The 25,769-nt window shown below is 70.4% G+C and carries 23 protein-coding genes; 12 read left to right on the plus strand and 11 right to left on the minus strand.

The window, feature by feature from the left end; genetic code table 11:
* The first annotated feature begins 18 nt into the window (after nucleotides 1-18).
* The 6 genes from trpD (at nucleotide 19) to T336_RS0120255 (ending at nucleotide 6,827) form a co-directional block, all read left to right on the plus strand.
* Nucleotides 19-1,056, plus strand: coding sequence for an anthranilate phosphoribosyltransferase (gene trpD / locus T336_RS0120230; RefSeq protein WP_026433887.1), 1,038 nt, complete (start codon nucleotides 19-21; stop codon nucleotides 1,054-1,056).
* Between the two features lie 25 nt (nucleotides 1,057-1,081).
* A complete protein-coding gene (locus T336_RS27160) occupies nucleotides 1,082-1,237 on the plus strand; it encodes a hypothetical protein (protein ID WP_013593042.1) in 156 nt (51 codons plus the stop codon).
* Nucleotides 1,230-2,030, plus strand: coding sequence for an indole-3-glycerol phosphate synthase TrpC (trpC, locus tag T336_RS0120240; protein ID WP_019701384.1), 801 nt, complete (start codon nucleotides 1,230-1,232; stop codon nucleotides 2,028-2,030). Before T336_RS27160 ends, trpC begins: the two co-directional genes overlap by 8 nt.
* Before the next feature lie 11 nt (nucleotides 2,031-2,041).
* Nucleotides 2,042-2,770 carry a uracil-DNA glycosylase gene (locus T336_RS0120245; protein WP_019701385.1) on the plus strand — a complete coding sequence of 243 codons (729 nt, stop codon included), beginning with the start codon at nucleotides 2,042-2,044 and terminating at the stop codon, nucleotides 2,768-2,770.
* A gap of 192 nt (nucleotides 2,771-2,962) precedes the next feature.
* Nucleotides 2,963-5,113 (plus strand): T3SS effector XopP-like protein, encoded by a 2,151-nt coding sequence (locus tag T336_RS0120250; protein ID WP_035226699.1) that lies wholly within the window; start codon nucleotides 2,963-2,965, stop codon nucleotides 5,111-5,113.
* Between the two features lie 94 nt (nucleotides 5,114-5,207).
* A complete protein-coding gene (locus tag T336_RS0120255) occupies nucleotides 5,208-6,827 on the plus strand; it encodes a gamma-glutamyltransferase family protein (protein WP_026433889.1) in 1,620 nt (539 codons plus the stop codon).
* 48 nt (nucleotides 6,828-6,875) lie between these two features.
* On the opposite strand, the gene queA is transcribed toward T336_RS0120255, so the two are convergent.
* From queA to T336_RS0120275, 4 genes are all read right to left on the minus strand, one after another.
* Nucleotides 6,876-7,985: a tRNA preQ1(34) S-adenosylmethionine ribosyltransferase-isomerase QueA gene (gene queA / locus T336_RS0120260; protein WP_026433890.1), complete on the minus strand. Its 1,110-nt coding sequence runs from the start codon at nucleotides 7,983-7,985 to the stop codon at nucleotides 6,876-6,878.
* A gap of 335 nt (nucleotides 7,986-8,320) precedes the next feature.
* Entirely contained in the window at nucleotides 8,321-9,106 is a 786-nt protein-coding gene (locus tag T336_RS0120265; protein ID WP_026433891.1) for a fumarylacetoacetate hydrolase family protein, read from the minus strand.
* A 93-nt stretch (nucleotides 9,107-9,199) separates the two neighbouring features.
* Complete coding sequence (locus tag T336_RS0120270; protein ID WP_026433892.1) at nucleotides 9,200-10,165, minus strand: helix-turn-helix transcriptional regulator; 966 nt, start codon at nucleotides 10,163-10,165, stop codon at nucleotides 9,200-9,202.
* Nucleotides 10,162-11,457, minus strand: coding sequence for an HD-GYP domain-containing protein (locus T336_RS0120275; RefSeq protein ID WP_026433893.1), 1,296 nt, complete (start codon nucleotides 11,455-11,457; stop codon nucleotides 10,162-10,164). Before T336_RS0120275 ends, T336_RS0120270 begins: the two co-directional genes overlap by 4 nt.
* A 177-nt stretch (nucleotides 11,458-11,634) precedes the next feature.
* On the opposite strand from T336_RS0120275, the gene recG reads away from it, so the two are divergent.
* The 4 genes from recG to ubiA all read left to right on the plus strand — a co-directional run bounded on the left by recG (nucleotide 11,635) and on the right by ubiA (nucleotide 16,408).
* Nucleotides 11,635-13,761 (plus strand): ATP-dependent DNA helicase RecG, encoded by a 2,127-nt coding sequence (recG, locus tag T336_RS0120280; RefSeq protein ID WP_026433894.1) that lies wholly within the window; start codon nucleotides 11,635-11,637, stop codon nucleotides 13,759-13,761.
* Between the two features lie 106 nt (nucleotides 13,762-13,867).
* Nucleotides 13,868-14,833: a LysR substrate-binding domain-containing protein gene (locus T336_RS0120285; protein WP_013593054.1), complete on the plus strand. Its 966-nt coding sequence runs from the start codon at nucleotides 13,868-13,870 to the stop codon at nucleotides 14,831-14,833.
* Between the two features lie 90 nt (nucleotides 14,834-14,923).
* On the plus strand, nucleotides 14,924-15,448 hold the full coding sequence (locus T336_RS0120290; RefSeq protein WP_019701394.1) for a Dps family protein: 525 nt from the start codon (nucleotides 14,924-14,926) through the stop codon (nucleotides 15,446-15,448).
* A gap of 72 nt (nucleotides 15,449-15,520) precedes the next feature.
* Complete coding sequence (gene ubiA / locus T336_RS0120295; protein WP_026433895.1) at nucleotides 15,521-16,408, plus strand: 4-hydroxybenzoate octaprenyltransferase; 888 nt, start codon at nucleotides 15,521-15,523, stop codon at nucleotides 16,406-16,408.
* A gap of 21 nt (nucleotides 16,409-16,429) precedes the next feature.
* On the opposite strand, the gene T336_RS0120300 is transcribed toward ubiA, so the two are convergent.
* The 7 genes from T336_RS0120300 to T336_RS0120330 all read right to left on the minus strand — a co-directional run bounded on the left by T336_RS0120300 (nucleotide 16,430) and on the right by T336_RS0120330 (nucleotide 23,635).
* On the minus strand, nucleotides 16,430-17,266 hold the full coding sequence (locus T336_RS0120300) for a ChbG/HpnK family deacetylase (protein WP_019701396.1): 837 nt from the start codon (nucleotides 17,264-17,266) through the stop codon (nucleotides 16,430-16,432).
* Nucleotides 17,263-17,694 (minus strand): GtrA family protein, encoded by a 432-nt coding sequence (locus T336_RS0120305; protein WP_019701397.1) that lies wholly within the window; start codon nucleotides 17,692-17,694, stop codon nucleotides 17,263-17,265. The genes T336_RS0120300 and T336_RS0120305 overlap by 4 nt, the downstream gene beginning before the upstream one ends.
* Nucleotides 17,691-18,722, minus strand: coding sequence for a glycosyltransferase family 2 protein (locus tag T336_RS0120310; RefSeq protein ID WP_019701398.1), 1,032 nt, complete (start codon nucleotides 18,720-18,722; stop codon nucleotides 17,691-17,693). Before T336_RS0120310 ends, T336_RS0120305 begins: the two co-directional genes overlap by 4 nt.
* The gene (locus T336_RS0120315) at nucleotides 18,719-20,260 is read right to left on the minus strand and encodes a glycosyltransferase family 39 protein (protein WP_026433897.1); all 1,542 of its coding nucleotides are present in this window, start codon (nucleotides 20,258-20,260) and stop codon (nucleotides 18,719-18,721) included. Before T336_RS0120315 ends, T336_RS0120310 begins: the two co-directional genes overlap by 4 nt.
* Nucleotides 20,261-20,357: 97 nt before the next feature.
* Nucleotides 20,358-21,200, minus strand: a complete 843-nt coding sequence (gene proC / locus T336_RS0120320; RefSeq protein WP_026433898.1) for a pyrroline-5-carboxylate reductase — start codon at nucleotides 21,198-21,200, stop codon at nucleotides 20,358-20,360.
* A 106-nt stretch (nucleotides 21,201-21,306) separates the two neighbouring features.
* Nucleotides 21,307-22,827: a glycerol kinase GlpK gene (gene glpK, locus T336_RS0120325; protein ID WP_026433899.1), complete on the minus strand. Its 1,521-nt coding sequence runs from the start codon at nucleotides 22,825-22,827 to the stop codon at nucleotides 21,307-21,309.
* Nucleotides 22,828-22,870: 43 nt separating this feature from the next.
* Nucleotides 22,871-23,635: a DeoR/GlpR family DNA-binding transcription regulator gene (locus tag T336_RS0120330; protein WP_013593062.1), complete on the minus strand. Its 765-nt coding sequence runs from the start codon at nucleotides 23,633-23,635 to the stop codon at nucleotides 22,871-22,873.
* 204 nt (nucleotides 23,636-23,839) lie between these two features.
* Here T336_RS0120330 and T336_RS0120335 point away from each other — a divergent pair, with 204 nt between their 5' ends.
* Both T336_RS0120335 and T336_RS0120340 read left to right on the plus strand, forming a co-directional pair.
* On the plus strand, nucleotides 23,840-24,916 hold the full coding sequence (locus tag T336_RS0120335; RefSeq protein WP_026433900.1) for an ABC transporter ATP-binding protein: 1,077 nt from the start codon (nucleotides 23,840-23,842) through the stop codon (nucleotides 24,914-24,916).
* Between the two features lie 101 nt (nucleotides 24,917-25,017).
* Nucleotides 25,018-25,769, plus strand: a 752-nt coding sequence (locus tag T336_RS0120340; RefSeq protein WP_026433901.1) for an ABC transporter ATP-binding protein, incomplete at its 3' end; no start/stop codon positions are given.

Here is a 25,769-nt window from a genome sequence, read left to right on the forward strand (position 1 = left end):
CGAATAGGCTTCATCCGCATGTCCATCACCCCCCAGGAAGCGCTGCAGCGCACGATCGAACACCGCGAAATCTTCCACGACGAGATGCTGCACCTGATGCGCATGATCATGCGCGGCGAACTCTCCCCCGTGATGACCGCGGCCATCGTCACCGGCCTGCGCGTCAAGAAGGAAACCATCGGCGAGATCACCGCGGCCGCGCAGGTGATGCGCGAGTTCTCCCGCAAGGTGGCCGTGGCCGACACCACCCACCTGGTGGACATCGTGGGCACCGGCGGCGACGGCGCCAATACCTTCAACATCTCCACCTGCGCCATGTTCGTGGCCGCGGCGGCGGGCGCCAAGACCGCCAAGCACGGCGGCCGGGGCGTGTCGAGCAAGAGCGGCAGCGCCGACGTGATGGAGTCGCTGGGCGTGCACATCGACCTGCCGCCCGAGGCCATCGCGCGCTGCATCGCCGAGACCGGCATCGGCTTCATGTTCGCCCCCAACCACCACCCGGCCATGAAGAACGTGGCACCCGTGCGCAAGGAGCTGGGCGTGCGCACGCTCTTCAACATCCTCGGGCCGCTCACCAATCCCGCCGGCGCGCCGAACATCCTCATGGGCGTGTTCCACCCCGACCTCGTGGGCATCCAGGTGCGCGCGCTGCAGCGCCTGGGCGCGGAGCATGCGCTGGTGGTCTATGGCCGCGACGGCATGGACGAGGTGAGCCTGGGCGCGGCCACCATGGTGGGCGAACTGAAGAACGGCGAGATCACCGAGTACGAGATCCATCCCGAGGACTTCGGCCTGGCGATGTCCAGCAACCGCGCCCTCAAGGTGGAAACGCCCGAGCAGTCGCGCGAGATGCTGCTGTCGGTGCTGCGCGGCGAGGCCGGCCCGGCTCGCGAGATCGTCTGCCTGAACGCGGGCGTGGCGCTCTACGCGGCGAACGTGGCCGCGACCATCGCCGACGGCATCGCGCGGGCCCGAGCAGCGATCGACTCCGGCGCAGCGCTCGCGCGGCTGGAGCAACTGGTGGCGCGCACCCGGGCCCTCGCCGTGGGCGCCTGAGGCGCCCGCAGGCCGGAGCCGCCCCGTGTGGCGCGACAGCGGAACCTGGATCGCCCTCGGCGTATCCCTGCTATTCATCGTGGCGGGCATCGTGATGCACCGCGTCTTCATCCACATCCTGAAAAAGGGCGCCCCCGAAGGGGAGGCGCCCTCGTCGAAGAAAGCACCGGAACATGAGTGACATCCTGAACAAGATCGTGGCCGTCAAGCGGGAAGAGATCGCGGCGGCCCAGAAGAAAACGCCGCTGGCCGCCATGCGCGCCGATGCCGAGAGCCGCGTGCTCACGCGCGATTTCGAGGGTGCCCTGCGCGCCAAGATCGCCGCCGGTCAGGCGGCCGTGATCGCCGAGATCAAGAAGGCCAGCCCCAGCAAGGGCGTGATCCGCGAGCACTTCGTCCCGGCCGACATCGCCCAGAGCTACGCGGAGGGCAACGGCAAGGTCAGCGCGGCCTGCCTCTCGGTGCTGACCGACCGGCAGTTCTTCCAGGGCCAGCCCGACTACCTCAAGCAGGCGCGCGCGAGCTGCGCGCTGCCGGTGCTGCGCAAGGACTTCATGGTCGATGCCTACCAGATCTACGAATCGCGCGCGATGGGCGCCGACGCCATCCTGCTGATCGCTGCCTGCCTGGAAGACGCGCAGATGGCGGAGTTCGAGGCCATCGCGCACAGCCTGGGCATGGCGGCGCTCGTGGAGGTGCACGACGGCGCCGAGCTGGACCGCGCCCTGAAGCTGCGCACGCCGCTGGTGGGCATCAACAACCGCAACCTGCGCACCTTCGAGGTGTCGCTGGACACCACCGTCTCGCTGCGCAAGGCGGTGCCGTCCGACCGGCTGCTGGTGGCGGAGTCGGGCATCCTCACGCCGCAGGACGTCAAGACCCTGCGCGATGCCGACGTGCACGCCTTCCTCGTGGGCGAGGCCTTCATGCGGGCCCAGGAGCCCGGGGCGGCGCTGGCGAAGCTGTTCTCCTGATTCATCCGGCCATGAACCCTCCCGCGCACGATCCTTCCGCCCCGCCTTCGCAATTGCAGAGTGCCGATCCCGCCGACTGGCCGGTGGCGCCCGGCTGGCAGCCGCTGGTCGATGATTTCTTCGCGAGCGCGCGCGGGCAGGCGCTGCTGGGCTTCCTGCGCCAGCGGCTCGAGGCAGGCGCGGTGATCTTCCCTCCGCGGCCGCTGCGCGCGCTGGAGCTCACGCCGCCGGAGTCGGTGCGCGTGGTCATCCTGGGGCAGGATCCCTACCACGGGCGGGGTCAGGCCGAAGGGCTGGCCTTCTCGGTCGCGCCCGGCGTGGCGCTGCCGCCCTCGCTGCGCAACATCTTCAAGGAGCTGCAGCGCGACCTGGGTACACCGTTCCCCGCCTGGCCCGAGCCGGGCGGCAGCCTCGTCAAGTGGGCGAAGAACGGCGTGCTGCTGCTCAACACCTGCCTCACCGTCGAAGAGGCCCAGCCCGCGAGCCACGCGGGCAAGGGCTGGGAGCAGCTCACCGACGCGGTCATCCGCAAGGTGGGCGAGGGCGACCGGCCCGCGGTCTTCATGCTCTGGGGATCGCATGCGCAGTCCAAGCGGCCGCTCATCGACGCCGAACGGCATCTGGTGCTGACGGCCAACCATCCGTCGCCGCTGTCGGCGCTGCGGCCGCCCGTGCCCTTCATCGGCTGCGGCCACTTCGGCCGGGCCCGCGAGTTCCGCGAGCAGCAAGCGGCGAAGTAGCAGTCGGGCGACCATCGGCCGGGGCGTGATGCACACCGGCCAGGGCGGCTGCTTCGCACCGCCGGCCGGCGCTTCGCGCCCCGGCTGCGCTGCTGCCCGCGCAGGCGCAGCATGGCGTCCTTGCCGCCTGGCGGGGCACCGCGCGGCTTCGCGCGGCCGCCATCGCGGCCCCACCGTCAGGCGGACCTCCCAATGGCAACAGCAAACGTGAACCGCAGCCATCGCGCCCAGCGCGGTGGCATATCCCCGCAGCAGGCGGCCTCCGGCGCGGGCCATGCCGCCCGGCGCGGCAGTGCACCGCTGCCCCAGGGCGGCGCTTCGGGGGCCATCGCCCCGCGCGCCCAGGCTGCCGGGGCGTCGTCATCGGCTGGCGCGCTGCACCCGCCGCCGAGGGCCACCCTGCCCGCACGGGGCCGTACCGCGCCGCCGGCCATGAGCGACACCGCGGCGGGCTCGGTGATCGACGAAGTCATGACGTACTTCCAGAAGTTCGAGAGGCTCATGTCCGACCCGGCTGTGTCCAATGACGTCACCGCGCGCATGCTGCCCGGTGCGCTGAAAGCTGCCCGGCGCGGGCTGGACGCCGTGCCATACCTGAACATCTACCAGCTCAAGAGCGGCATGGGGGAGGCGGCGCTGCGATATCTGCCGCAGAAGCAGGCGTACGTGGCCAGCGACCTCGCGGGTGTGCTGATCGATACGTTCGATGCGAAAGACACGGGCGGCAAGCTTCTGCTGCGCATGCATGCGGCCGAAGCGTCACGCATGGGGATGGGGCCGGAATTCGACCAGGAGCTCGGCGACTACCTGAGAGGGCTGGACGGTACCCTGCAGCAACTCGAGCCCTGTATGGACGCCGCATCGTCGTCGATCCGGAGCCTGGGGGCCCTGCGGGACCTCAAATCCGATGCGGACCTGGCCCATGCCCTCCGGGAGGCCGTGGTCAGCCTCACGGAAATGCGGCTGAAGCGGATCGAGCGGCACCTCGACGGCATCCAGCTGTGCATTCAGCGCCTCGGCATGGAGCCGGGGCTGGCCGGCACGCCGGCCGGGGTGGCGCTGGATGCGCTGAAGGCCCGCACCGCCGGCCAGGAAGAGTTGCTGGACACGCTCGACGTGCTGCTGGATGCGCGCGTCCCGGCTTCCCCTCACAAGGTGGCGCAATTGCAGGGACAACTGGACGCGCTCCTGGGCGCGGCGCGCGCGTTTGTCGAGGTGGCCGGCACGCAGTTCGCTTCCGAAGGCGACGATCCTGCAGCAGCGACGGTGCGCCTGGCACCCCACATCCTGCACTCCGTCGCGCGTGTGGCCAGCGAAATGGAAGACGCACTGGGCGCTTACAAACTGCCGCCATCCGCAGTCCGGCACGTGCAGGGAATGACATACCTGGGGCAGGCCATTGCGACGGAGACGGCATCCGGCAGTCCTCCTCCCGACAGCGTGGATCCCGCCGAGAGTTCGGGGGAGGAGTCCGACACCCCGGCTCCCGTTGCGCCGCAGCGGCAAAGACCGCAGGCGCACGCCAGGCCGCGCAAGTCGAAGGAGCCTGACGACAGCGGCGATTCCTCCTCCGGCGCGCTGCTGCAATGGGCCCGCGAGCGCCTGGGCGGCTTTAAACGCCCTCCTGCGGCCCGTTTGGGCAGCCTGGACGACGTGATCGCGATGGGCGCATCGCTTCGCAAGGACACGTCGGCCCTGGAGGCCTATCGCAGCCCGGCCAGCGATCCTCTGGAAGCCGGCAGGCAGATGCGCCTGGCGCTCGACGGCTGGTTCGGCCATGCCGGCCGCTGGGCGGCGGTCCAGGACCGGTTGCTGGAACTGCAGGGAACGGATGGCGAAGCGCCCGTGAAAGAACTCCTGCGGAAGTTCGATGAGGAACGCATCCGTCCGCTCAGGCGGTTGCACGCGCAGATCGATGCCCTGGAACTGGACCGGGTCAAGACCTTTCCTTATCCCCGGCTCAAGCACGTGGAGCATCTGATGCAATCCGACCCGCAGGGCCGCAGCCTCCGGGTCGGTGCTCCGCAAAAGCTGCGCTCGCACGGCGAGCCCGAAGGGTCGCTCGGCACGCTCTTCGAAGTGCGCCTGGACGCGGGAGCGCTCGCGAACGGCCAGCCCGCCCCGCCGCTCTACGTGCACCTGCACACCCGGCGGCCGGTCACCGCCGAGGCCTGCCGCAGCATCGCCTTCGACGGCCTGGACGCCATCCACGTGAAAAATGCGGAGCAGCGGGGCCGGGGACGCACCTGGGAGGTGCTCCACGACGCGCTGGACAGCGTGCACCGCGGGCCGCTGGACGCGAAGGCGCTGCAGCAGCTGCAGCAGCGCATGGCGCGGGGCTGAGGTAGCCGCCAGGGTTTCCGCCGTCGGTCCTCGTGGCCGCGTAGCACCTGCAAGAATGCGGTCTCCATCCGCAATCGATGAAGGAGACACCGCAATGAACGCATCCACCGGCGCCCACCCCACCACCGACTGGTCCCTGCCCTATGCCTCGCACCGCAGCGCGGTCATGGGCCGCAATGTCGTGTCCACCTCCCAGCCGCTGGCGGCCCAGGCCGGCCTGCGGATGCTGCAGGCGGGGGGCAATGCGGTCGATGCGGCCCTGGCCGCGGCGATGGTACTCACCGTGGTCGAGCCCACGGGCTGCGGCATCGGCAGCGACGCATTCGCCATCGTGTGGGACGGCCAGGAGCTGCACGGCCTGAACGCCTCCGGGCGGGCCCCCGCTGCCTGGACGCCCGGCTACTTCGCCGAGCGCGGCGGCATCCCGGAGACGGGCTGGAACGCCGTGACGGTGCCGGGCGCCGTCTCGGGCTGGGTGGCGCTCTCCCGGCGCTTCGGCCGCCTGCCTTTCGCACAGCTCGCGCAGCCGGCCATCGACTACGCGCGCGGCGGCTTCGCCGTCTCGCCCACCATCGCCCGGCAATGGGCGCTGGGGGCCGCCAAGCTGGGCGCCCAGCCCGGGTTCGCCGAATGCTTCATGCCCGGAGGCCACACGCCGCGCGCGGGCGAGATCTTCCGCAGCGAGGCCCATGCCCGCACGCTGGAGCGCATCGCCGCCACCGAAGGCGAAGACTTCTATCGCGGCGAGCTGGCCCGGCAGATGGCGGCGCACGCCCGCGCGAACGGCGGCGCGATGACCGAGGAGGATCTTGCGGCCCACCAGGCCGACTGGGTGGGCACCCTGAGCCGGCGCTTCGGCGATTCGGTGATCCACGAGATCCCGCCCAACGGCCAGGGCATCGCGGCGCTGATGGCGCTCGGCATGCTGGATGCGCACGGCATCGGCGCACAGCCCGTGGACCACGTGGACACCGTGCATGCGAGCATCGAGGCGATGAAGCTCGCGCTGGCGGACCTGTACCGGCACAACGCCGATGCGGACGCCATGCGCGTGGCCGCGCGCGACCTGCTGTCGGACGCCTACGTGCGCGAGCGCTCCGCGCTCATCGACCCGGCCCGCGCGGGCGACCCCGGCCACGGCACGCCGCGCCCGGGCGGCACCGTGTACCTCGCCGCGGCCGACGAGAGCGGCATGATGGTTTCCTTCATCCAGTCCAACTACATGGGCTTCGGCTCGGGCGTGGTGGTGCCGGGCACCGGCATCAGCCTGCAGAACCGCGGCCACTGCTTCACCGCCGAAGCCGGCCACGCGAACGAGGTGGCGCCGTGCAAGCGCCCCTCCCACACCATCATCCCTGCCTTCGCCATGGATGCCGGCGGCGCGCCGCGCATGGCCTTCGGCGTCATGGGCGGGCCGATGCAGTCCCAGGGCCACGTGCAGATGGCGCTGCGCGTGCTGCGCTACGGCCAGAACCCGCAGGCCGCCGCCGATGCGCCGCGCTGGCGCGTGACGGGCGGCCGCGGCGTGGCCGTGGAGCCGGCATTCGATCCCGCCGTGGTCGAGGCGCTGCGTGCGCGCGGCCACGAGGTGGTGGTGGAGGCGGGCGATGGCGTCTTCGCGTTCGGCGGTGCCCAGCTGGTGCTGCGGCTGGACAGCGGCGCCTATGCCGCGGGCTCGGACCCGCGCAAGGACGGGCACGCCGTCGCGTACTGAGCGCTGACCAAGGCCCCCGTCCGGGGCCTTCGTGTGGACGGTGCCGCGTCAGCGCCGCGCCAGCAGCATCGCGTCGCCGTAGCTGAAGAACCGGTAGCGCTGCGCGATCGCGTGGCGGTAGAGTCCCATGGCGTGGTCGTAGCCCGTGAAGGCGCTGATCAGCATCATCAGCGTGCTCTTGGGCAGGTGGAAGTTGGTCACCAGCAGGTCCACCACCTGGAAGGCGAAGCCCGGCGTGATGAAGATGTCGGTATCGCCCGTGGCCTGCCCGCTGCGCGCCCAGGATTCAAGCGTGCGCACCGTCGTCGTGCCCACGGCCACCACGCGGCCGCCGCGCTGGCGGCAGCGCTCCAGCGCGGCCAGCGTGGCCAGCGGCACCTCGTACCACTCGCTGTGCATGCGGTGGTCCGCCAGGCTCTCGGTCTTGACGGGCTGGAACGTGCCGGCACCCACGTGCAGCGTGACGCTCGCGCGCTCCACGCCGCGCGCCGCCAGCGCCGCCAGCACCCCTTCGTCGAAATGCAGTGCCGCCGTGGGCGCCGCCACCGCGCCCGGCGCGCGCGCGAACACCGTCTGGTAGCGCTCGGCGTCCTCGGCCGCATCGGGATCGCCGCCGCCTTCCTGGTGGCGCTCGATGTAGGGCGGCAGCGGCATGTGGCCGTGGCGCTCCATCAGCGCATGCGGGCCCGCGCCATCGGGGCTCGAGAGCGCGAAGCGGAACAACGGCCCGTGCTCGTCGGGCCAGCGGCCCAGCAGCGTCGCGCCGAAGCCGCCGCCCGCAGGGCCTCCGGCCATGTGGAGCATGGCGCCCACGGCGGGCTTCTTGCTCACCTTCATGTGCGCGACCACCCCGTTGCCGGGCTCGCCGCCCGGGCCCACGAGCACGCGCTCGATCAGCAGCTCCACCTTGCCGCCGCTGGCCTTCTCGCCGAACACGCGGGCCTTGACCACGCGCGTGTCGTTGAACACCAGCAGGTCGCCCGGCTGCAGCAGCTCCGGCAGTTCGCGGAAGATGCGGTCCACGGGGGCATCCGCACGGCCATCGAGCAGGCGCGAGGCGCTGCGCTCGGGCGCGGGGTGCTGGGCGATGAGTTCGGGGGGCAGCGAGAAATCGAAGTCGCTGAGAGTGAAGGCGCGTGGCGGCTGGCTGGCGGACATGGGGGGCTTGAGGGCCGGACGGGCCCGTTCCAAGAAGAGGTATCAGAAAGGCGAAGCTTCCGATTCTCCCATGGAGGGCGGTCTGCGCCTTGCCCGGTCCGTTTCGACCTCGAAGGCCGTTGAGAGCCTCCTGCTGCTACCGATCTCATGGTCCCCCGCCTATCTGCAGAAGCCAACCTACAGCCAGCTGCCGAGCTGCCGCAGGCCGGCGGCGGTGATTGAAATGCGGCGCAGCATTGCCGCGCCAGTCCATGGACCGGACCGAACGCAATCTATTAGGTCCTTTTCTGGCATGCATGTCCGGTCGTTATGTGATCTGTCCCGCAAGCGCCTGCTCACACCACCTTCAACGCCAGATCCGGCATCCCGTCGATGTGCGCCACCATCACGTCCCCCCTCACCACCGCGCCCACGTTCTCCGGCGTGCCGCTGTAGATCAGGTCGCCGGCCTTGAGCTCGAAGGCTTCGGAGAGCTTGGCGATCTGTTCGGCCACGCTCCAGATCATCTGGTCGAGGTCGGCCTGCTGCTTCACGGTGCCGTTCACCGCGAGGGTGATCGCACCGCGCGGGAAATGGCCCGTGCGGGCCACGCGGTGGATCGGGCCGATGGGGGCGGAGAGGTCGAAGCTCTTGCCGATCTCCCAGGGCTTCTTCTGGTCCTTCATGTCGCCCTGCAGGTCGCGGCGCGTCATGTCCAGGCCCACGGCGTAGCCGAAGACGTGCTGCAGGGCCTGGTCGGCCGGGATGTTGCGCCCGCCGCTGTGCAGGGCAGCCACCAGTTCCACTTCGTAGTGGTAGTTGCGGGTCAGGGCCGGATAGGGGTGGTCTGCGATCTGTCCGGGCGCCACGTACTGGATCGCGTCGTTCGGCTTCTGGAAGAAAAACGGCGGCTCGCGCGTCGGGTCCGAGCCCATCTCGCGGGCATGGGCTGCGTAGTTGCGGCCGATGCAATAGATGCGGTGCACCGGAAAGACCTCGGCGCTGCCGGCGATCGGTACGGCGGGCACGGGCAGGGTGAAGGGCGAGGGGGCGGCGGGCGTGGCGGCGACGCTGGCGCAACCGGCGGCCAGGGCGCCGCCGAGGGTGGCGGTGGTGTTCATGAGGATGTCTCTGCGTTGCATGGGCTGTGTCTCCTGTGTCCTGGATGGCGTGCGGCCTCTCGCGGGCCGGTGCATGCCACTTTAGGAGCGGCCAGGGCGCCGCATGCGGACGATTCAGCGCAAGACTTGGACGCGATCGGGGGCGGCGGCCTCGCCCTGCAGCTCCCGCAGCCGCTCCGTGCGCCAGTCGCGCGGGCTCAGGCCGTGCCACTGGCGGAAGCGCCGCGCGAAATACGCCTCGTCCGCGAAGCCGCAGCGCCGCGCGATCTCGCCGATGCGCTCCCCGGTGGCCAGCAGCAGCTCCTGTGCCAGGGCCAGCCGCCGCTCGGTGAGCAGCTCGGTGAAAGTGCGGCCCGTTTCCTTCTTGATGAGGTGGGCGAGGTAGTTGGGCGAGAGGCAGGCCGCCTCGGCCGCGCTCGCGAGCGTGGGCTCGCCCGCCAGTTCGCCGCGCAGGTAGCGCAGCACCCGGGCCAGGGCCGCGCGCCGGCTGCCGCGCTGGGCCTGGTTGGCGGCCAGGGCGCGCAGTTCACCCTCCCGGCACTGGCAGGCGCGTGCCAGCAGTTCCAGCAGCCCGCCGCGGATGCGCGCCGCCGACGCCAGCCGGCGCGCCGTGTTCTCCTGCTGCAGCATGTCCAGCACCGCCAGCACGGCTTGCCAGTCCGCGCCGCCGAAGGTGAAATCCAGGTGTTCCTGGAACTGGAAGGGCGCGAGTTCAGGCACCAGTGCGAGCGGAACGTCCTCCAGGTCCAGCGGGTCCACGCGCAGGTCGGGCCAGAGAAAGCGCTGGCTGAAGTTCACCACCAGCCAGCGCGTGCCCGGCGGGTGCGGCACCAGGTGCATGCGGTGCGGCAGCACGAAGCTCAGCGTGCCCGGCGTGAAGGGGCGCACGGTGCCGCCCACGTGGTGCTGCGTGGCGCCTTCGAGGCTGGCCTGTATCTGGAAATACTCGTGCTTGTGCGGCTGCGTGAGCGGTGTGCGGCCGCTCTGGTCGCGGATGTCGAAATCCAGGTGCCGGGAGCGCTCGGCCATCGCATACGTGCGAACGGCCGAGGGCGCACGGTCCGGATGCGCCCGGCTCATCCGGACGCACCTCCGGGCCGGGCCCAGAGATCGACGAGGTCCGGAAAGCGCCACTTGTCCGGGTCTTCGCGCGCGACGATCTTGTCGCCGCTCGCGGGCGACGAGAGATCGACCACCTCGGGCGGGATGCGCAGGTCGGACTTGGTGGAGAAGAACACCTTCACGCGCGGCGAGACCAGCGAGGTGGACTGCTCCATCACCACCCCGATGCGGCCCGATGCGAGCCGCACCAGCGAGCCGACGGGATAGATGCCGATGCTCTTGACGAAGGCCTGGAACAGCCGGGCGTCGAAATGCCCGTGCGTCCACTCGGCCATGCGGCGCAGCGATTCGGCCGGATCCCAGCCACGCTTGTAGGGCCGGTCGGAGGTGATGGCGTCATAGACGTCGCAGATCGCCGCCATGCGCGCGATGAGGCCAATGCCGTCGCCCGCGAGCCGGTGCGGATAGCCGCTGCCGTCCATCTTCTCGTGGTGGTGCAGGCAGGCGTCCAGCACCTCCTCGTCCACACCGCCACAGGCCAGCAGCATCCGGTGGCCGTGCTCGGAGTGGCTGCGGATCACGTCGAACTCGTCGTCGGTGAGCTTGCCGGGCTTGTTCAGCACCGACAGCGGGATGCGCGCCTTGCCGATGTCGTGCATGAGGCCGGCCATGCCGGCGGTGCGCAGGCGGTCGCCCTCCAGGCCGATCTGGCGCCCCAGGGCCACCATGAGCGCGCACACGGCCACCGAATGCATGTAGGTGTAGTCGTCCGCGGTCTTCAGGCGCGCGAGGCTGATGAGGGCCGAGGGGTTGCGCGTCACGGAATCGGAGATTTCCTCGACGAGGCTGCGGGCCTCGGTCGAATCCACCACCCGCCCCATGCGCGCCTCGGTGAACATCGAGGTCATCGTCTGGCGGGCGTGGCTGGTCAGGGCCGCCGCATGGGCCAGTTCCTCGGACATGCTGGTCGGCGCCGTCCCCCGCGGGCGCGCAGGCGCGGCCGGGGAGGGCGCAGCCGGTGGCTGTGCGGCCACCTTGAGTTCCGGCATGTCCTGCAGTTTCTGGAAATCCGTCTCCCGCCGGGCCTCGGCCTGCTCGGGCGTGACGGTCTGCACCCCCGCGGCGACATCGCGTCCCTTGGACACGTCGATCCAGACCTCCTGGATGGCCGTCGCGTGGATGCGCGCGAGATCCGCCGCATCCTGCAGCACGAATCCGGTGCGCCAGAACGGGTGGTCCATCCAGGAGCCGCAGAACTGGTGCAGGTACATGCCCAGGGTGAGGTGCTGTACGCTGATTCGCTTGAGCATGGGGGCGAAAGGGTAGCTGGTACGGAAAGGGCGGCCGGGCTGCGGCAGCATGTTAGCCTTTTGCGTGCTCCCGTGGAGTGTCGGGCGCGCCGTTTCCATTTTTGCAATTATTGCGGCTTCTAGTATTTTACTGTCCGGCGCCGCCGTTCCACGCTTTTCGCCGCCGCTGCCTTGTCCATGCCCGTTCCCGCGCCCAGTCCCGCCCAGAAAGCCCTTCAGAAGCTGGGACTCTCGCGCGACATCGACCTCGCGCTGCACCTGCCCCTGCGCTACGAGGACGAAACCCGCATCACCCCCCTGCGCAACGTGCGCGATGGCGACACGGCCCAGATCGAGGCCACGGTCACGGCCAGCGAAGTGCAGTTGCGCCCGCGCCGCCAGCTGGTGGTGACGGTGGACGACGGCACGGGCACCTGCGAGCTGCGCTTCTTCAGTTTCTATCCCTCGCACCAGAAGACCCTGGCCATTGGTGCCCGCCTGCGCATCCGCGGCGAAGTCAAGGGCGGCTTCTGGGGGCGGCAGATGCTGCACCCGGCATTCCGCCTGGCGGGCGGCGAGCTGCCCGCCGCCCTCACGCCGGTCTATCCGACCACGGCCGGCCTGCCCCAGCCGTACCTTCGCCGCGCCGTCGTCAGCGCCCTGCAGCGCGTGGACCTGTCCGAAACCATCCCGCCGGGCCTGGAGCCCCCGATCCCGCGGTTCCTGGGCGAGGGCGGGGGCGGCCGCTCCTGGTGGACGCTGCGCGACGCGCTCGTGTTCCTGCACCACCCCACTCCCGACGTGGCCCTGGCCACGCTGGAGGACCACAGCCACCCGGCCTGGCAGCGGCTCAAGGCCGAGGAACTGCTGGCGCAGCAGCTTTCGCAACTGGAGGCCAAGCGCGAGCGCGACCGGCTGCGTGCCCCGGTGCTGCGGCCCGTGCCGGGCGAGCAGGGCGGGCCCGCGCTGCATGAGCGCCTGCTGGCCGCGCTGCCCTTCGGCCTCACGGCCGCGCAGCAGCGCGTATGCGCCGAGATCGCGGCCGACCTGGCCCGCCCCGTGCCCATGCACCGGCTCCTGCAGGGCGACGTGGGCTCGGGCAAGACCGTGGTGGCGGCGCTCTCGGCGGCCGTGTGCATGGATGCCGGCTGGCAGTGTGCGCTCATGGCGCCCACCGAGATCCTGGCCGAACAGCATTTCCGCAAGCTCATCGGCTGGCTGGAGCCCCTGCTCGCGGCCAGCGGACGGCGCGTGGCCTGGCTGGCCGGCGGCCAGAAGAAGAAGGAGCGCGCCGCCATGCTGGCGCTCGTCGAGAGCGGCGAGGCGGCCCTGGTCGTGGGCACCCACGCCGTGATCCAGGACCAGGTGCGCTTTCGCAACCTCGCGCTGGCCGTCATCGACGAGCAGCACCGCTTCGGCGTGGCGCAGCGGCTCGCGCTGCGCCGCAAGCTCGCCGACCAGGGCATGGAGCCGCACCTGCTGATGATGAGCGCCACGCCGATCCCCCGCACGCTCGCCATGAGCTACTACGCCGACCTCGACGTCTCCACCATCGACGAGTTGCCCCCCGGCCGCACGCCCATTGTCACCAAGCTGATCGCCGACAGCCGCAAGGACGAGGTCATCGAGCGCATCGGCGCGCAGGTGGCGTCCGGCCGGCAGGTGTACTGGGTCTGCCCGCTCATCGAGGAGAGCGAGGCGCTGGACCTCTCCAACGCCACCGCCACCCACCTGGAGCTCAGCGAGGCCCTGCAGGGCGATCCGGCGCACGGGCAGGCGCCGGTCATGGTGGGCCTGCTGCATTCCCGCATGCCCCCGGCCGAGAAGAAGGCCGTCATGGAGCTGTTCACCGCCGGCACCATGGGCGTGCTCGTCTCCACCACGGTGATCGAAGTGGGCGTGGACGTACCCAACGCCTCGCTCATGGTGATCGAGCATGCCGAGCGTTTCGGGCTCTCCCAGCTGCACCAGTTGCGTGGCCGCGTGGGCCGCGGATCGGCGGCCTCGGCCTGCGTGCTGCTCTACTCGACGGGCGAGAGCGGCCGGCTGGGCGAGACGGCGCGCGACCGCCTGCGCGCCATGGCCGAGACCCAGGACGGCTTCGAAATCGCACGGCGCGACCTGGAAATCCGCGGACCCGGCGAATTCCTCGGCGCCCGCCAGTCCGGCGCGCCGATGCTGCGCTTCGCCGATCTCGCCACCGACACGCTGCTGCTCGAATGGGCGCGCGAGACGGCCCCCCGCATGCTCGACGGGCATCCCGGCGACGCCCGCCGCCACGTGGGCCGCTGGCTCGGCGGCAAGGCCGATTACCTCAAGGCCTGATCCGGCCGCCCTGTATCCGTGGCAGACTTGGCGGCCCGCCGGCACCGTCCGGATTCCGTGTCGCGGGCGCACAATCGCACCTTCCGCATTGCCGACCCTTCAGACAATGACCCTCACAGAACTCAAATACATCGTCGCCGTTGCACGGGAGAAGCACTTCGGCCGCGCAGCGGACGCCTGCTACGTGTCGCAGCCGACCCTGTCGGTGGCGATCAAGAAGCTCGAGGACGAGCTGGAGGTCAAGCTCTTCGAGCGCAGCGCGGGCGAGGTGTCGGTGACGCCCCTGGGCGAGGAGATCGTGCGCCAGGCCCAGAGCGTGCTCGAACAGGCCGCGGCCATCAAGGAAATCGCCAAGCGCGGCAAGGATCCGCTGGCCGGCGTGCTCACGCTGGGCGTGATCTACACCATCGGCCCCTACCTGCTGCCCGAACTGGTGCGGCACGCCATCGCCCGCACCCCGCAGATGCCGCTCATGCTGCAGGAGAACTTCACCGTCAAGCTGCTGGAGATGCTGCGCACCGGCGAGATCGACTGCGCCATCATGGCCGAGCCGTTCCCGGACACGGGCCTCGCCATGGCGCCGCTCTACGACGAGCCGTTCCTGGCAGCAGTGCCCTCGTCCCACCCGCTCGCCGAGCGCAGGAGCATCTCGGCCGCCGAGCTCAAGAGCGAGACCATGCTGCTGCTCGGCGCGGGCCACTGCTTCCGCGACCACGTGCTCGAGGTCTGCCCCGAATTCGCCCGCTACGCGAGCAACGCGGAGGGCATCCGCCGCACCTTCGAGGGCTCGTCGCTGGAAACCATCAAGCACATGGTGTCGGCCGGCATGGGCGTCACGCTGGTACCGCGCCTGTCCGTGCCGCGCGACGCGCTGCACACCGGCACCAAGCGCCGCAAGAGCGACGACACCCACATCCGCTACCTGCCCATCGAGGAAGAGGACGGCAGCCCGCCGCCCATGCGCCGCGTGGTCCTGGCCTGGCGCCGCAGCTTCACGCGCTACGAGGCGATCGCTGCGCTGCGCAACGCCGTGTACGCCTGCGAGCTGCCGGGCGTGACGCGCCTGTCCTGACGCCCTGCGGGCGAGAGCCCGCACCGCACCATGGGCCTGTGCGCCTGCGATACAGTTGTTTCCAGCCCATCCATCGAAGGAGTTCTTCCCATGGCCAAAGCCCCCGGCAAATCTGCAGCCCGCCCGTCCACCTCCACCGCGCCGCGCATCAACATCGGCATCAGCGACAAGGACCGTGCCGCCATCGCGCAGGGTCTCTCGCGCCTGCTCGCCGACACCTACACGCTCTACCTGACCACGCACAACTTCCACTGGAACGTGACCGGTCCCATGTTCAACACGCTGCACACCATGTTCATGGGCCAGTACACCGAACTGTGGAACGCCGTGGATCCGGTGGCCGAGCGCATCCGCTCGCTGGGCCACCCCGCCCCGGGTTCGTACGCCCAGTTCGGCAAGCTCACCTCGCTGCCCGACGCGCCGCCCGAACCCCCCCATGCGCTCGAAATGGTGCGCATCCTGGTCGAGGGCCACGAAGCCGTCGCCCGCACCGCACGCGAACTGTTCCCCGTAGCCGACAAGGCCAGCGACGAGCCTACGGCCGACCTGCTCACCCAGCGCCTGACGGTGCATGAGCAGACCGCCTGGATGCTGCGCTCGCTGCTGGAGGACTGAGCGGCCGGCACGCCCCTTCCGGCCAGCCCACGCCCGCCTGCCGCGGGCGTTTTTCATTCCCGCCGCCCGCCCATGCAGAGCACCGCACCGCACCGTTCTCCCCAGCCCTCGCGCCTGGCGCTGTACCTCGACCTGATCCGCTGGAGCCGGCCCGCCGGCTGGCTGCTGCTGCTCTGGCCCACGCTGTCGGCCCTGTGGATCGCGGCCGGGGGCTTCCCGGGCTGGCACCTGCTGGCCGTCTTCACGTTGGGCACCATCCTCATGCGCAGCGCGGGATGCTGCGTGAACGATGTCGCCGACCGCGACTTCGACCGGCACGTCAAGCGCACCGCGCAGCGCCCCGTCACCCGCGGTGCCGTGTCGGTGCGCGAGGCGCTGGCCGTGGGCGCGGTGCTGGCCCTCGTGTCGTTCGGCCTCGTGCTCACCACCAATGCGGCCACCGTCGCGTGGTCGTTGCCCGCGCTGGCGGTCACCATCGCCTATCCGTTCGCCAAGCGCTTCGTCTCCATGCCCCAGGCCGTGCTCGGCGTGGCCTTCAGCATGGGCATCCCGATGGCCTTCACCGCAGTGGGCGGCGCCGTGCCGATGCTGGCTGCCTGGCTGGTGCTGGGCAACCTCTGCTGGGTGCTGGCCTACGACACCGAATACGCCATGGTGGACCGCGACGACGACCTGAAGATCGGCATGAAGACCTCGGCGATCACCCTGGGGCGCCACGACGTGCCGGCCGTGATGGCCTTCTACCTGGCCTTCGTCGCCCTCTGGGCCTGGGCACTGGCGCCCTTCGGCCTGGGCTGGCCCCTGCATGCCGCGCTGGCCGCCATGCTGCTCCAGGTGGCGTGGCACTGGCGCCTCATCCGGCACCGCACCCGGGAGGGATGCTTCCGTGCATTCACCAGCAACCACTGGCTGGGCTTCACGCTGTTCGCGGGCATCTTGGCAGGGTTCGCGCTGCGCTGATCCGGCCCGGCCGGCGGGCTGCTACGGCGCGAACGGCCCTTGCTGCACGTGACGGCCGCTGCGCCGCAGCAGCGCGCCGAAGGCCTCGGACATCAGGTAGGCGAACTCCACCGGCCGTTGTGCGCCGATGGCATCGCCATGCACCACGTCCGTGGCCGGATGGCACATCAGCAGCCCGCCCTCCGGCAGGTACGGCAGCCACTTCGCCATGTGTGCTCCGTAGGCCTCGGCATCGGGCGCATCGAATCCATAGACCCCGCCGAAACCCGGGTTCATCGCCAGCCCCGCCCGGCGCCAGCGCCGCGTGGCCGTCCAGCCGCCGAGCATGGCGATGATGGACGCCTTCGGTTGGCGCCACAGGCCAGGGGCGGGCGCGGTGGAGCGCACCCAGGGGCGTTCGTGGGCCGCATAGCGCGCCTGCAGTTCGGCCAGCAGCGCATCCCGAGCACGGGGCAGCTGGTGCACATGCTGGTGGCCATCGACGAAGTCGGGCGGCGTGCCCGCCTCCCGCTCGAAGGCGTCGAACTGCGCGCGCCAGGCGGCCCGCAGCGACGCTGCGGACAGCTGGCGCGCGTAGGCCCGCAGAATCACTGTCCCCAGCGGGGGAACATCGGCGTGCGCGCCGCCATGGCTTTCGGTCAGGTTGAGGTGCAGCCCCACCGCCAGTCGCGGGCGCAGCGGCGCGAGGCGTGCTGCCGCGGCATGCCAGCGCGGAGAGGTCGCCATGCAGCTGGTGGCGGACAGGCGGCCGGCCTGTGCAAGCCGCTCCACCGCGGCATCGACCAGGGGGTGCAGCGCATAGTCGTCCGCGCACAGGAGGACGGGCCGCGATGGCAGGGGCGCATCGGCTGGCTTCATGCCCGGCGCCCGGCGGGCGCCTTGAACGCCCAGAATTTGCTCAGCACGAAGGTACATACGGCCACCAGCACCAGTACGCCGGCCTGGCTCCAGAAGTAATGCCAGTGCAGGATATGCAGCGCGACGAAGTACAGCACTTCATTGGCGGCGAAGGACAGGCAGGCCACCGCGAAGTAGCGTGCCATGACCGCCCGCCCCCGGCTGTGCGATGCCGAGAACGTCAGCAGTGCGTGGCCGTTGTAGCTGACGGCAAACGCCACGAGAAAGGCCAGCACGTTGGCCACCAGCGGCGCCATGCCGGCCTGCCCCACCAGCAGGCCCATCACCGCCAGGTGGGTGGCAGCGGCGGCGGCGCCCACCAGCACGAACTGCAGCCCCTGCGGCAGACGCCGCAGCCATGCCGGACCGGCAGCTCGCTGCAGACTCACGGCTGCTCGCGCAGCGGGCTGCGGTCCTCGTCGCAGGCCACCACATAGAGCGGGCGGCGCTTGACCTCGTCGTAGATCCGCCCCACGTATTCGCCCAGGATGCCGATGGACATCAGCTGCACCCCGGAAAACAGCATGATGCTGGCCGCCAGCGTGGGCCAGCCATCCAGCGCATTGCCGAAGACGAGGGTGGATATGGCGATCCACAGCCCGTAGGCCAGCGCCGCCAGAGAAATGCACCCCCCGGCCATGCTCCACACCCGCAGTGGCAGAGTCGTGAACGAGGTGAGCCCCGACAGCGCCAGCGAGCCCAGGCCCCGCAGGTTGAAGCTCGAAACGCCGCCGGCCCGGTTCAACGGCACGAAGGGCAGGGCGGCCGACTTGAAGCCCACCCAGGCGTACAGCCCTTTCATGAAGCGGTTGCGTTCGGGCAGGGCCTTGAGTGCATCGACCACCCGGCGGTCCATCCAGCGGAAGTCGCCTGCATTGGGGGGGATCTTGACCTTGTTGCCGGCGTTGAGCAGCCGGTAGAAAGCCCGCGTGCCCACACGCTTGGCCCCGCTGTCGCCAGCGCGGTCGGCGATCACGCCATAGACCATGTCGTAGCCGGAGAGCCACAGGGCATGCATCTGCGGCAGCAGGTCCAGCGGATGCTGGAAGTCCGCATCGATCAGCAGGACTGCGTTGCCGCGGGCATGGTCGATGCCGGCGGTCAACCCGGCTTCCTTGCCGAAATTGCGCGACAGCGCGATGTAGCGCAGGGGGAGTTCACGCGCCAGCCGCATGGCCACCGCATGGGTGCCGTCGCGGCTGCCGTCATTGACGATGACGATTTCGAAGTCCGGCGTCAGCGCGCCCGCGGCCCTTGCAAGGGCATGCACGAAGGCTTCCAGATTGGACTCTTCGTTGTGCGCCGGCACCACGCAGCTCAGCCGCAGCCCTGCCCGCGGCAGCAGGCCTTCCGGAGCCGCGGGGGCGAATTCGGCCTGGAAGGAAGACGGGATGTCCGGAGCGGGCTGGGCCTTCATTGCGGGGCCCCGGGGCCAGGTGGTTTTGCGCATGCCTCGGGCACATAGGCGCGCCAGTGCATGGTGAGCGGGGATTCGGCGCCCCGGAACGGCCAGCTCACCTGCACCTGTCCCTGCTGCACGCCCATCCCGGGGGTGGTGTCCAGCTCTTCGAGCAGCGCCGGCACGGGGGGCTCGTCGCCCAGCCCGATCCACAGTGTGCCATTCGACTGCAGGCGCTCCAGCGTGATCCACGGAGAAAACCGGTCGTCTCCGGTAATGAACACCGATGGCCGGTCGGGCAGCTGTGCCGCCACCAGGCCGGTTGCCCAATAGTCGCCCGAGACGGAGTCCAGCGGGCAGCGCGAATGCGCTTCCCACAGTGCCTGCGCCTGCTGTGCGACCGCTGTCTGGGGCCAGTCCGTGCGCGCCGGGCGCTTGCGCCACTGCGCGCCATAGGCCAGGAACAGGCCGGTCAGCACGGAAACCAGCACCAGCCACACGGCCAGGCCGCGCAGCAGCCGCGGCCGCAGGACCGGCAGCCAGCCCTCGGGCAGCCACGCTGCCACCAGCAGGCCGCTGTACACCCACATCGGCACGCCCCACATGTCGCGCAGCCGCAGCCCCAGCACGATGCCCAGCGCGCAGGCCAGCAGGCACGGGCCCAGTGCCAGGACGAGCAGGTAGCCCGGCATGCGGGCCTGCAGCCGCCATGCGCCGGGAGGTGCGTCCGCGGCGCGCTGCCCGCGCGTGTTCCACAGCGCCGCCAGCACGATGAGCGCCAGGGGCAGGTGGTTCAGCGCCTGCGTCGCCAGGAACGACAGTGCATCCAGCCGGGCCGCGATGGGTCCGGCACCTTGGACGGCGGCGCGGCCTTTGACATATGCCATGGGCAGCCAGCCGGACTCCCGCAGCCAGTGCAGGTGGGGCGCGAAGACCAGCAGCATCGCCGCCAGCGCGAGCCACGGCCCCGGGCCTGCCAGCACCCGGCGCGCGGGCGTCAGCAGCAGGTACAGCGCCAACGCCATCAGCAGCAGGCCGACCGAATACTTGGTGAGCAGCCCCAGGCCCGCCACGATGCCCAGGAGCAGCCAGTGCCGCAGCCGGCCCTCCTGCAGCGCGACCAGCAGGCAGTACCCCGCCGCCGCCCACAGCGGCATCTGCGCGATGTTGTGGTTGAACTCCAGCGCCGGCCGCGTGTAATAGGCCACTCCCATGGTCAGCAGCGTGCCCAGCAGGGCGCGCTCGCGCGAGACCAGGCGGCACCCCGTGATCCACACCAGCCACAGCGTGGCGGCGATGAACAACTGGCTCAGCAGGAACGGCCCGGCCCGGCCGAACGCGCGGTAGGACAGCTCCAGCACCCAGGGGGACAGGGGCGGGTGCTTGTAATAGCCCCACTCCCATTCCCGTCCCCAGGACAGGCTTTCCACCACGTCCAGCGGCAGGCTGTGACTCAACAAGGGCGGCAGCAGCGACCAGGCGAGAACGTAGAGCGCCGCCAGCAGTGCGACGGCTCTGTAGGAAATGCTGGACGGTGCGGCGGTGGCGACGGACATGCAGGCGGGCGTGGCGGGCTCTGGTGGAAGGACCCGCGATTGTAAAAGTTGCAACGCCCTGCCGATACCACTGCCGGCCACGGCCCGCTCGCCGGGATCACCTGCCGAATTCGTCCCCCAGTTCCCGGGCGCGCGCCTGCGCGGCCTTCATCGCACGGATGAACTGCTCCGGCAGTCCGGCCTGCTCCATCGACTGGACGGCCGCGAAGGTGGTTCCGCCCTTGGAGGTGACGCGCTGGCGCAGCACGGCGGGCGACTCGTCCGAGCGGCGCGCCAGTTCCGACGCGCCCGTGAACGTGCCCACGGCCAGCTGGTGCGCCTGCTCGGGCGCGAGGCCCATCTCCACCCCTGCCTGCGCCATCGCTTCCAGGAACAGGAAGACATAGGCCGGGCCCGATCCCGACAGCGCGGTCACGGCGTCGAGCTGCGGCTCCTCGTCCACCCAGAGCAGTTCGCCCGTGGACGCCAGCACCTGCTGCACGGCGGCGCGCTGCGCGGGGCTCACCTGCGGGCGGGCATAGAGCGCCGTCATGCCGCGCCCGATCAGCGCAGGCGTGTTGGGCATGGCTCGCACCACGCATTCCGAGCCCAGCCAGGCGGCGATGCTGTCCGACCGGATGCCTGCAGCCACGCTGAGGTGCACCGCATTCGCCGTGTAGGGGCGCGCCTGCTGCGCGGCCTCCTTGAACGTCTGGGGCTTGACCGCCCACACCACCACGCCGGCGCGCTCCAGCGCCGTCCCGGCCTCCGGCAGGGCTTCGATGCCGTGGTGCGCGCGCAGGGCGGCCCGCGCCTCCTCCCAGGGCTCGACCACCTCGATGGCGGAAGCCGGCATGCCCTGCCGTATCAGTCCGCCGATGATGGCGCTGGCCATGTTGCCGCCGCCGATGAAGGCGATCGCGGGCTGGTCGGATGCGGAGGAGGGGGTGTCGGGCGTCATGCGTGCGAAAGGGCGTGGGGCCGGCGGGCGGCCCGTGGAAGAGGGGAAGGCCCGCAGCGGAGCGCCGCCGCAGGCCGCGGCACCGGATGGTAGCGCTTCCTTCCGGTCAGTCCAGCGCGGCCTGCCGCACCGCATGCTCCCAGCGCGCCATGCATTCCTGGGCGCGAACGGCGCTCAGCGTGGGCAGGAACCGCCGCTCGGCGCGCCACAGTGCGGACAGTGCGTCCGTGCCCGCATAGACCCCGCTCGAGAGTCCCGCCAGGTAGGCGGCGCCCAGCGCCGTGGTCTCGATCACCGCCGGCCGCACCACGGGAATGCCCAGCAGGTCGGCCTGGAACTGCATCAGCAGGTCGTTCACGCAGGCGCCGCCGTCCACCCGCAGCTCGCTCACGGGCGCGCCCCCGGCCGCCACCGCGTCGCGGCTCATCGCCTGCAGCAGCGCCGCGCTCTGGTAGGCAATGCTCTCCAGCGCCGCGCGCGCGATGTGGGCGATGGTCGTGCCGCGGGTGAGTCCGGTGATGGTGCCGCGGGCGTCGGGCTTCCAGTAGGGTGCGCCCAGCCCGGTGAAGGCAGGCACCATCATCACGCCACCGGAATCCGGTACGCTTTCGGCCAGCGACTGCACCTCGCTGCTGGTCGATATGGCGCGCAGCCCGTCGCGCAGCCATTGCACCACCGCGCCGCCGACGAACACGCTGCCCTCCATGGCGAAGGCCGGCTCCGGCGCTCCCTGGCCGGCCCCGCCCCGCGGGGCGATCTGTGCTGCGCTGGTCGTCAGCAGCCCGTTGCGCGAGGTCTGGAAGCTGCTGCCCGTGTGCATCAGCATGAAGCAGCCCGTGCCGTAGGTGTTCTTGGCCATGCCGGCGGAAAAGCATGCCTGGCCGAACAGCGCGCTTTGCTGGTCGCCTGCCACTCCGCCGATCGGGATGGCGCCGCCCAGCAGTGCCGCGTCCGTGGCCCCGAAGTCGCTCGCCGACGGCTGCACGCGCGGCAGCAGTTCGCGCGGAATGCGCAGCAGCGCCAGCAGGTCGTCGTCCCAGGTGTTGGAATGCACGTTGAACAGCATGGTGCGCGAGGCATTGCTCACGTCGGTCACGTGCACCTTGCCGCCCGTCAGCTGCCAGATGAGCCAGCTGTCCACCGTGCCGAAGGCGAGTTCGCCGGCCTCCGCCGCCGCGCGCGCGCCGGGCACGTGGTCCAGCAGCCAGCGCAGCTTGGTCGCCGAGAAATACGCGTCGATGCGCAGCCCCGTGCGCTCCTGGATCATCGGCTCGTGGCCCTGCTCGCGCAGTTCGGCGCACAGCGGCTCGGCACGCCGGTCCTGCCAGACGATGGCGTGGTGCACGGGCTGCCCGGTGCTGCGGTTCCACAGCACCGTGGTCTCCCGCTGGTTGGTGATGCCCAGCGCCCGCACGTCGCCCGGGCCGATCTTCGCCTGCGCGAGCGCCTGCCGCGCCGTGGCCAGCTGCGTGCGCCAGATCTCCATCGGGTCGTGCTCCACCCAGCCGGGCTGCGGATAGATCTGCGGCAGTTCCTGCTGGGCCTGCGCGACGATGTGCCCATGTTCGTCGAAAACGATGCTGCGCGAGCTGGAGGTGCCTTGGTCGAGGGCGAGCAGATAGGTCATGGCGTCCGGAAGGTATGCGGTGTTGGAAGAGGGAAGGGCGGCCTCACGCCGCCACGTCGAGTTCGACCCCGGCGTCGCGCAGCAGGGCAGGGAAGGGGTCGGGCGGGGCCGCGTCCGTGAACATGCGGTCGATCTGCGCCAGCGTGGCCACCTGCACCATCGCGGGCCGGTCGAACTTGCTGTGGTCCGCAGCAAGCCACACCTCGCGGGCCTGGGCGATGATGGTCTGCGCCACCTTCACCTCGCGCAGGTCGAAGTCGCGCAGCGAGCCGTCCGGCTCGATGCCCGAGATCCCGATCAGCGCAATGTCCACCTTGAACTGGCGGATGAAGTCCACCGCCGCCTCGCCCACGATGCCGCGGTCCCGCGCTCGCACCACGCCGCCGGCCACGATCACCTCGCACTGCGGGTTGCCTGCCAGGATCGCCGCCACGTTCAGGTTGTTGGTGATCACGCGCAGCCCCTGGTGGTGCAGCAGCGCCCGTGCGATCGCCTCGGTGGTGGTGCCGATGTTCAGGATCAGGGAGCAGTTGTGCGGCACGGCCTCGGCCACGGCCCGCGCGATGCGCGCCTTGCCCTCGGCATGCAGCGTCTCGCGCTGGGTGTGCCCCAGGTTCTCCGTGGTGGAGCTCGGCACGCGCACCCCGCCGTGAAACCGCAGCAGCAATCCACTGTCGGCCAGCCGCTGGATGTCGCGCCGGACGGTCTGCAACGTCACGCCCAGCGTTTCCGCGAGCTGTTCGACGGTGGCCGTCCTGCGGGTGCGGACTTCTTCGAGAAGCAGGAGCTGTCGGGGGTTTGTGTTCACGCGATAAGGGGAAGAGGGCTGTGCCTTGACTTTAAAACGAACGAAAAGGAAAAAACCGAGGGTAAACCTGGAGGTAAATCGAATCAAAAAGAACAAAAATGAACGAAATCGAAACGTATCGACGCATTGGATGCGCGTTTCGGCAAAGAAAGAACACGCAGGCTGCGAAGCCCTGCGGCTCCAGACAACACGAAAGGTGCGGGGATGCAGCTGGTACTCGAGCGCATCGGCAAGACGGTGGGTGCGCAAACCTGGCTCCGGGGCATGGACATGGCTCTCCAGCCCGGGGCCGTGACCGTGCTGCTGGGGGCCACGCAGGCGGGCAAGACCAGCCTCATGCGCATCATGGCCGGGCTGGATGCGCCCACCGAAGGGCGCGTGCTGGTGGACGGCGCGGACGTGACAGGCATGCCCGTGCGCGAACGCAACGTGGCCATGGTCTACCAGCAATTCATCAACTACCCCTCCATGACGGTGGCGGACAACATCGCCTCCCCACTCAGGCTGCGTGGCGAGAAGAACGCCATGGAGCGCGTGCGGTCCCTGGCCGAGCGGCTGCACATCGACATGTTCCTCGACCGCCTTCCGGCTGAACTCTCCGGCGGCCAGCAGCAGCGCGTGGCCCTGGCGCGGGCCCTGGCCAAGGGTGCGCCGCTCATGCTGCTGGACGAGCCCCTGGTCAACCTCGACTACAAGCTGCGCGAAGAGCTGCGCGACGAGCTCAGCCAGCTCTTCGCCGCGGGCGACTCCACGGTCGTCTATGCCACCACCGAGCCCGGCGAAGCGCTGCTGCTGGGCGGATACACGGCGGTGCTGCACGAAGGCGAACTGCTGCAGTACGGCCCCACCGCCGAGGTGTTCCATGCGCCGGCCTCCCTGCGGGTGGCCCGGGCCTTCAGCGATCCGCCCATGAACCTGCTCGCCGCCGAGGCCGTGGCGGGGGGCGTGCGCGTGGCGGGGCGCGACGTGCTGCCCCTGCCGGAGCCGCTGCCTGCCGGTGCGGCCGGCGGCCTCACCGTCGGCGTGCGCGCCAGCGCCCTGCGCGTGACGCCCCGGCCCGGCGACATCGCGGTCGCTGGCACGGTGGAACTGGCGGAAATCGCCGGCTCCGACACCTTCGTGCATGCCCACACGCCCTGGGGCGAAATGGTCGCGCAGTTCACTGGCGTGCACGATTTCGCGCTCGGCGCCGCCCTCACGCTGCACCTGCAGCCCGGCGACGCCTACGTGTTCGGCGCCGGCGAAGAACTGCTGCGCGCCCCGGTGCGCAAAGGCCGCTGAGATGAAGACACACCCCCTGGCCTGCTCCGCGGCCACCGGACGGGCACGGCAGCGCCGGACTCCCGCCCTGCGGATGGCGCGCAGCACGACGGAAGACTGACATGGCCCGCATCCAACTTGAGCTCGCACACTCGTACAAGCCTGACCCGCAGCAGGACAGCGACTATGCGCTGCTGCCCCTGACCATGGAATTCCGCGACGGCGGCGCCTACGCGCTGCTGGGCCCCTCGGGCTGCGGCAAGACCACCATGCTCAACATCATGTCGGGCCTGCTCGTGCCCTCGCACGGCCGGGTGCTGTTCGACGGGCGCGACGTCACCCGCGCCAGCCCCCAGGAGCGCAACATCGCCCAGGTGTTCCAGTTCCCGGTCATCTACGACACCATGACCGTGGCCCAGAACCTGGCCTTCCCGCTGAAGAACCGCAAGGTGCCCGAGGCGCAGATCCGCCAGCGCGTGGGCCAGATCGCCGAGATGCTGGAGATGAGCCACCAGCTGGACATGCGCGCGGCAGGCCTCTCGGCCGACCAGAAGCAGAAGATCTCCCTGGGCCGCGGCCTCGTGCGCCAGGACGTCGCCGCCGTGCTCTTCGACGAGCCGCTCACCGTGATCGACCCGCACCTGAAGTGGCAGCTGCGCCGCAAGCTCAAGCAGATCCACCACGAGCTCAAGCTCACCCTCATCTACGTCACCCACGACCAGGTGGAGGCGCTCACCTTCGCCGAGGAGGTGGTGGTGATGACGCGCGGCCGTGCCGTGCAGGTGGGCTCCGCCGATGCGCTCTTCGAGCGGCCGGCGCACGTCTTCGTGGGCCACTTCATCGGCTCGCCCGGCATGAACTTCCTGCCCGCGCA

It is taken from the genome of Paracidovorax oryzae ATCC 19882, assembly GCF_000687165.1.
Taxonomy (GTDB): domain Bacteria; phylum Pseudomonadota; class Gammaproteobacteria; order Burkholderiales; family Burkholderiaceae_C; genus Paracidovorax; species Paracidovorax oryzae.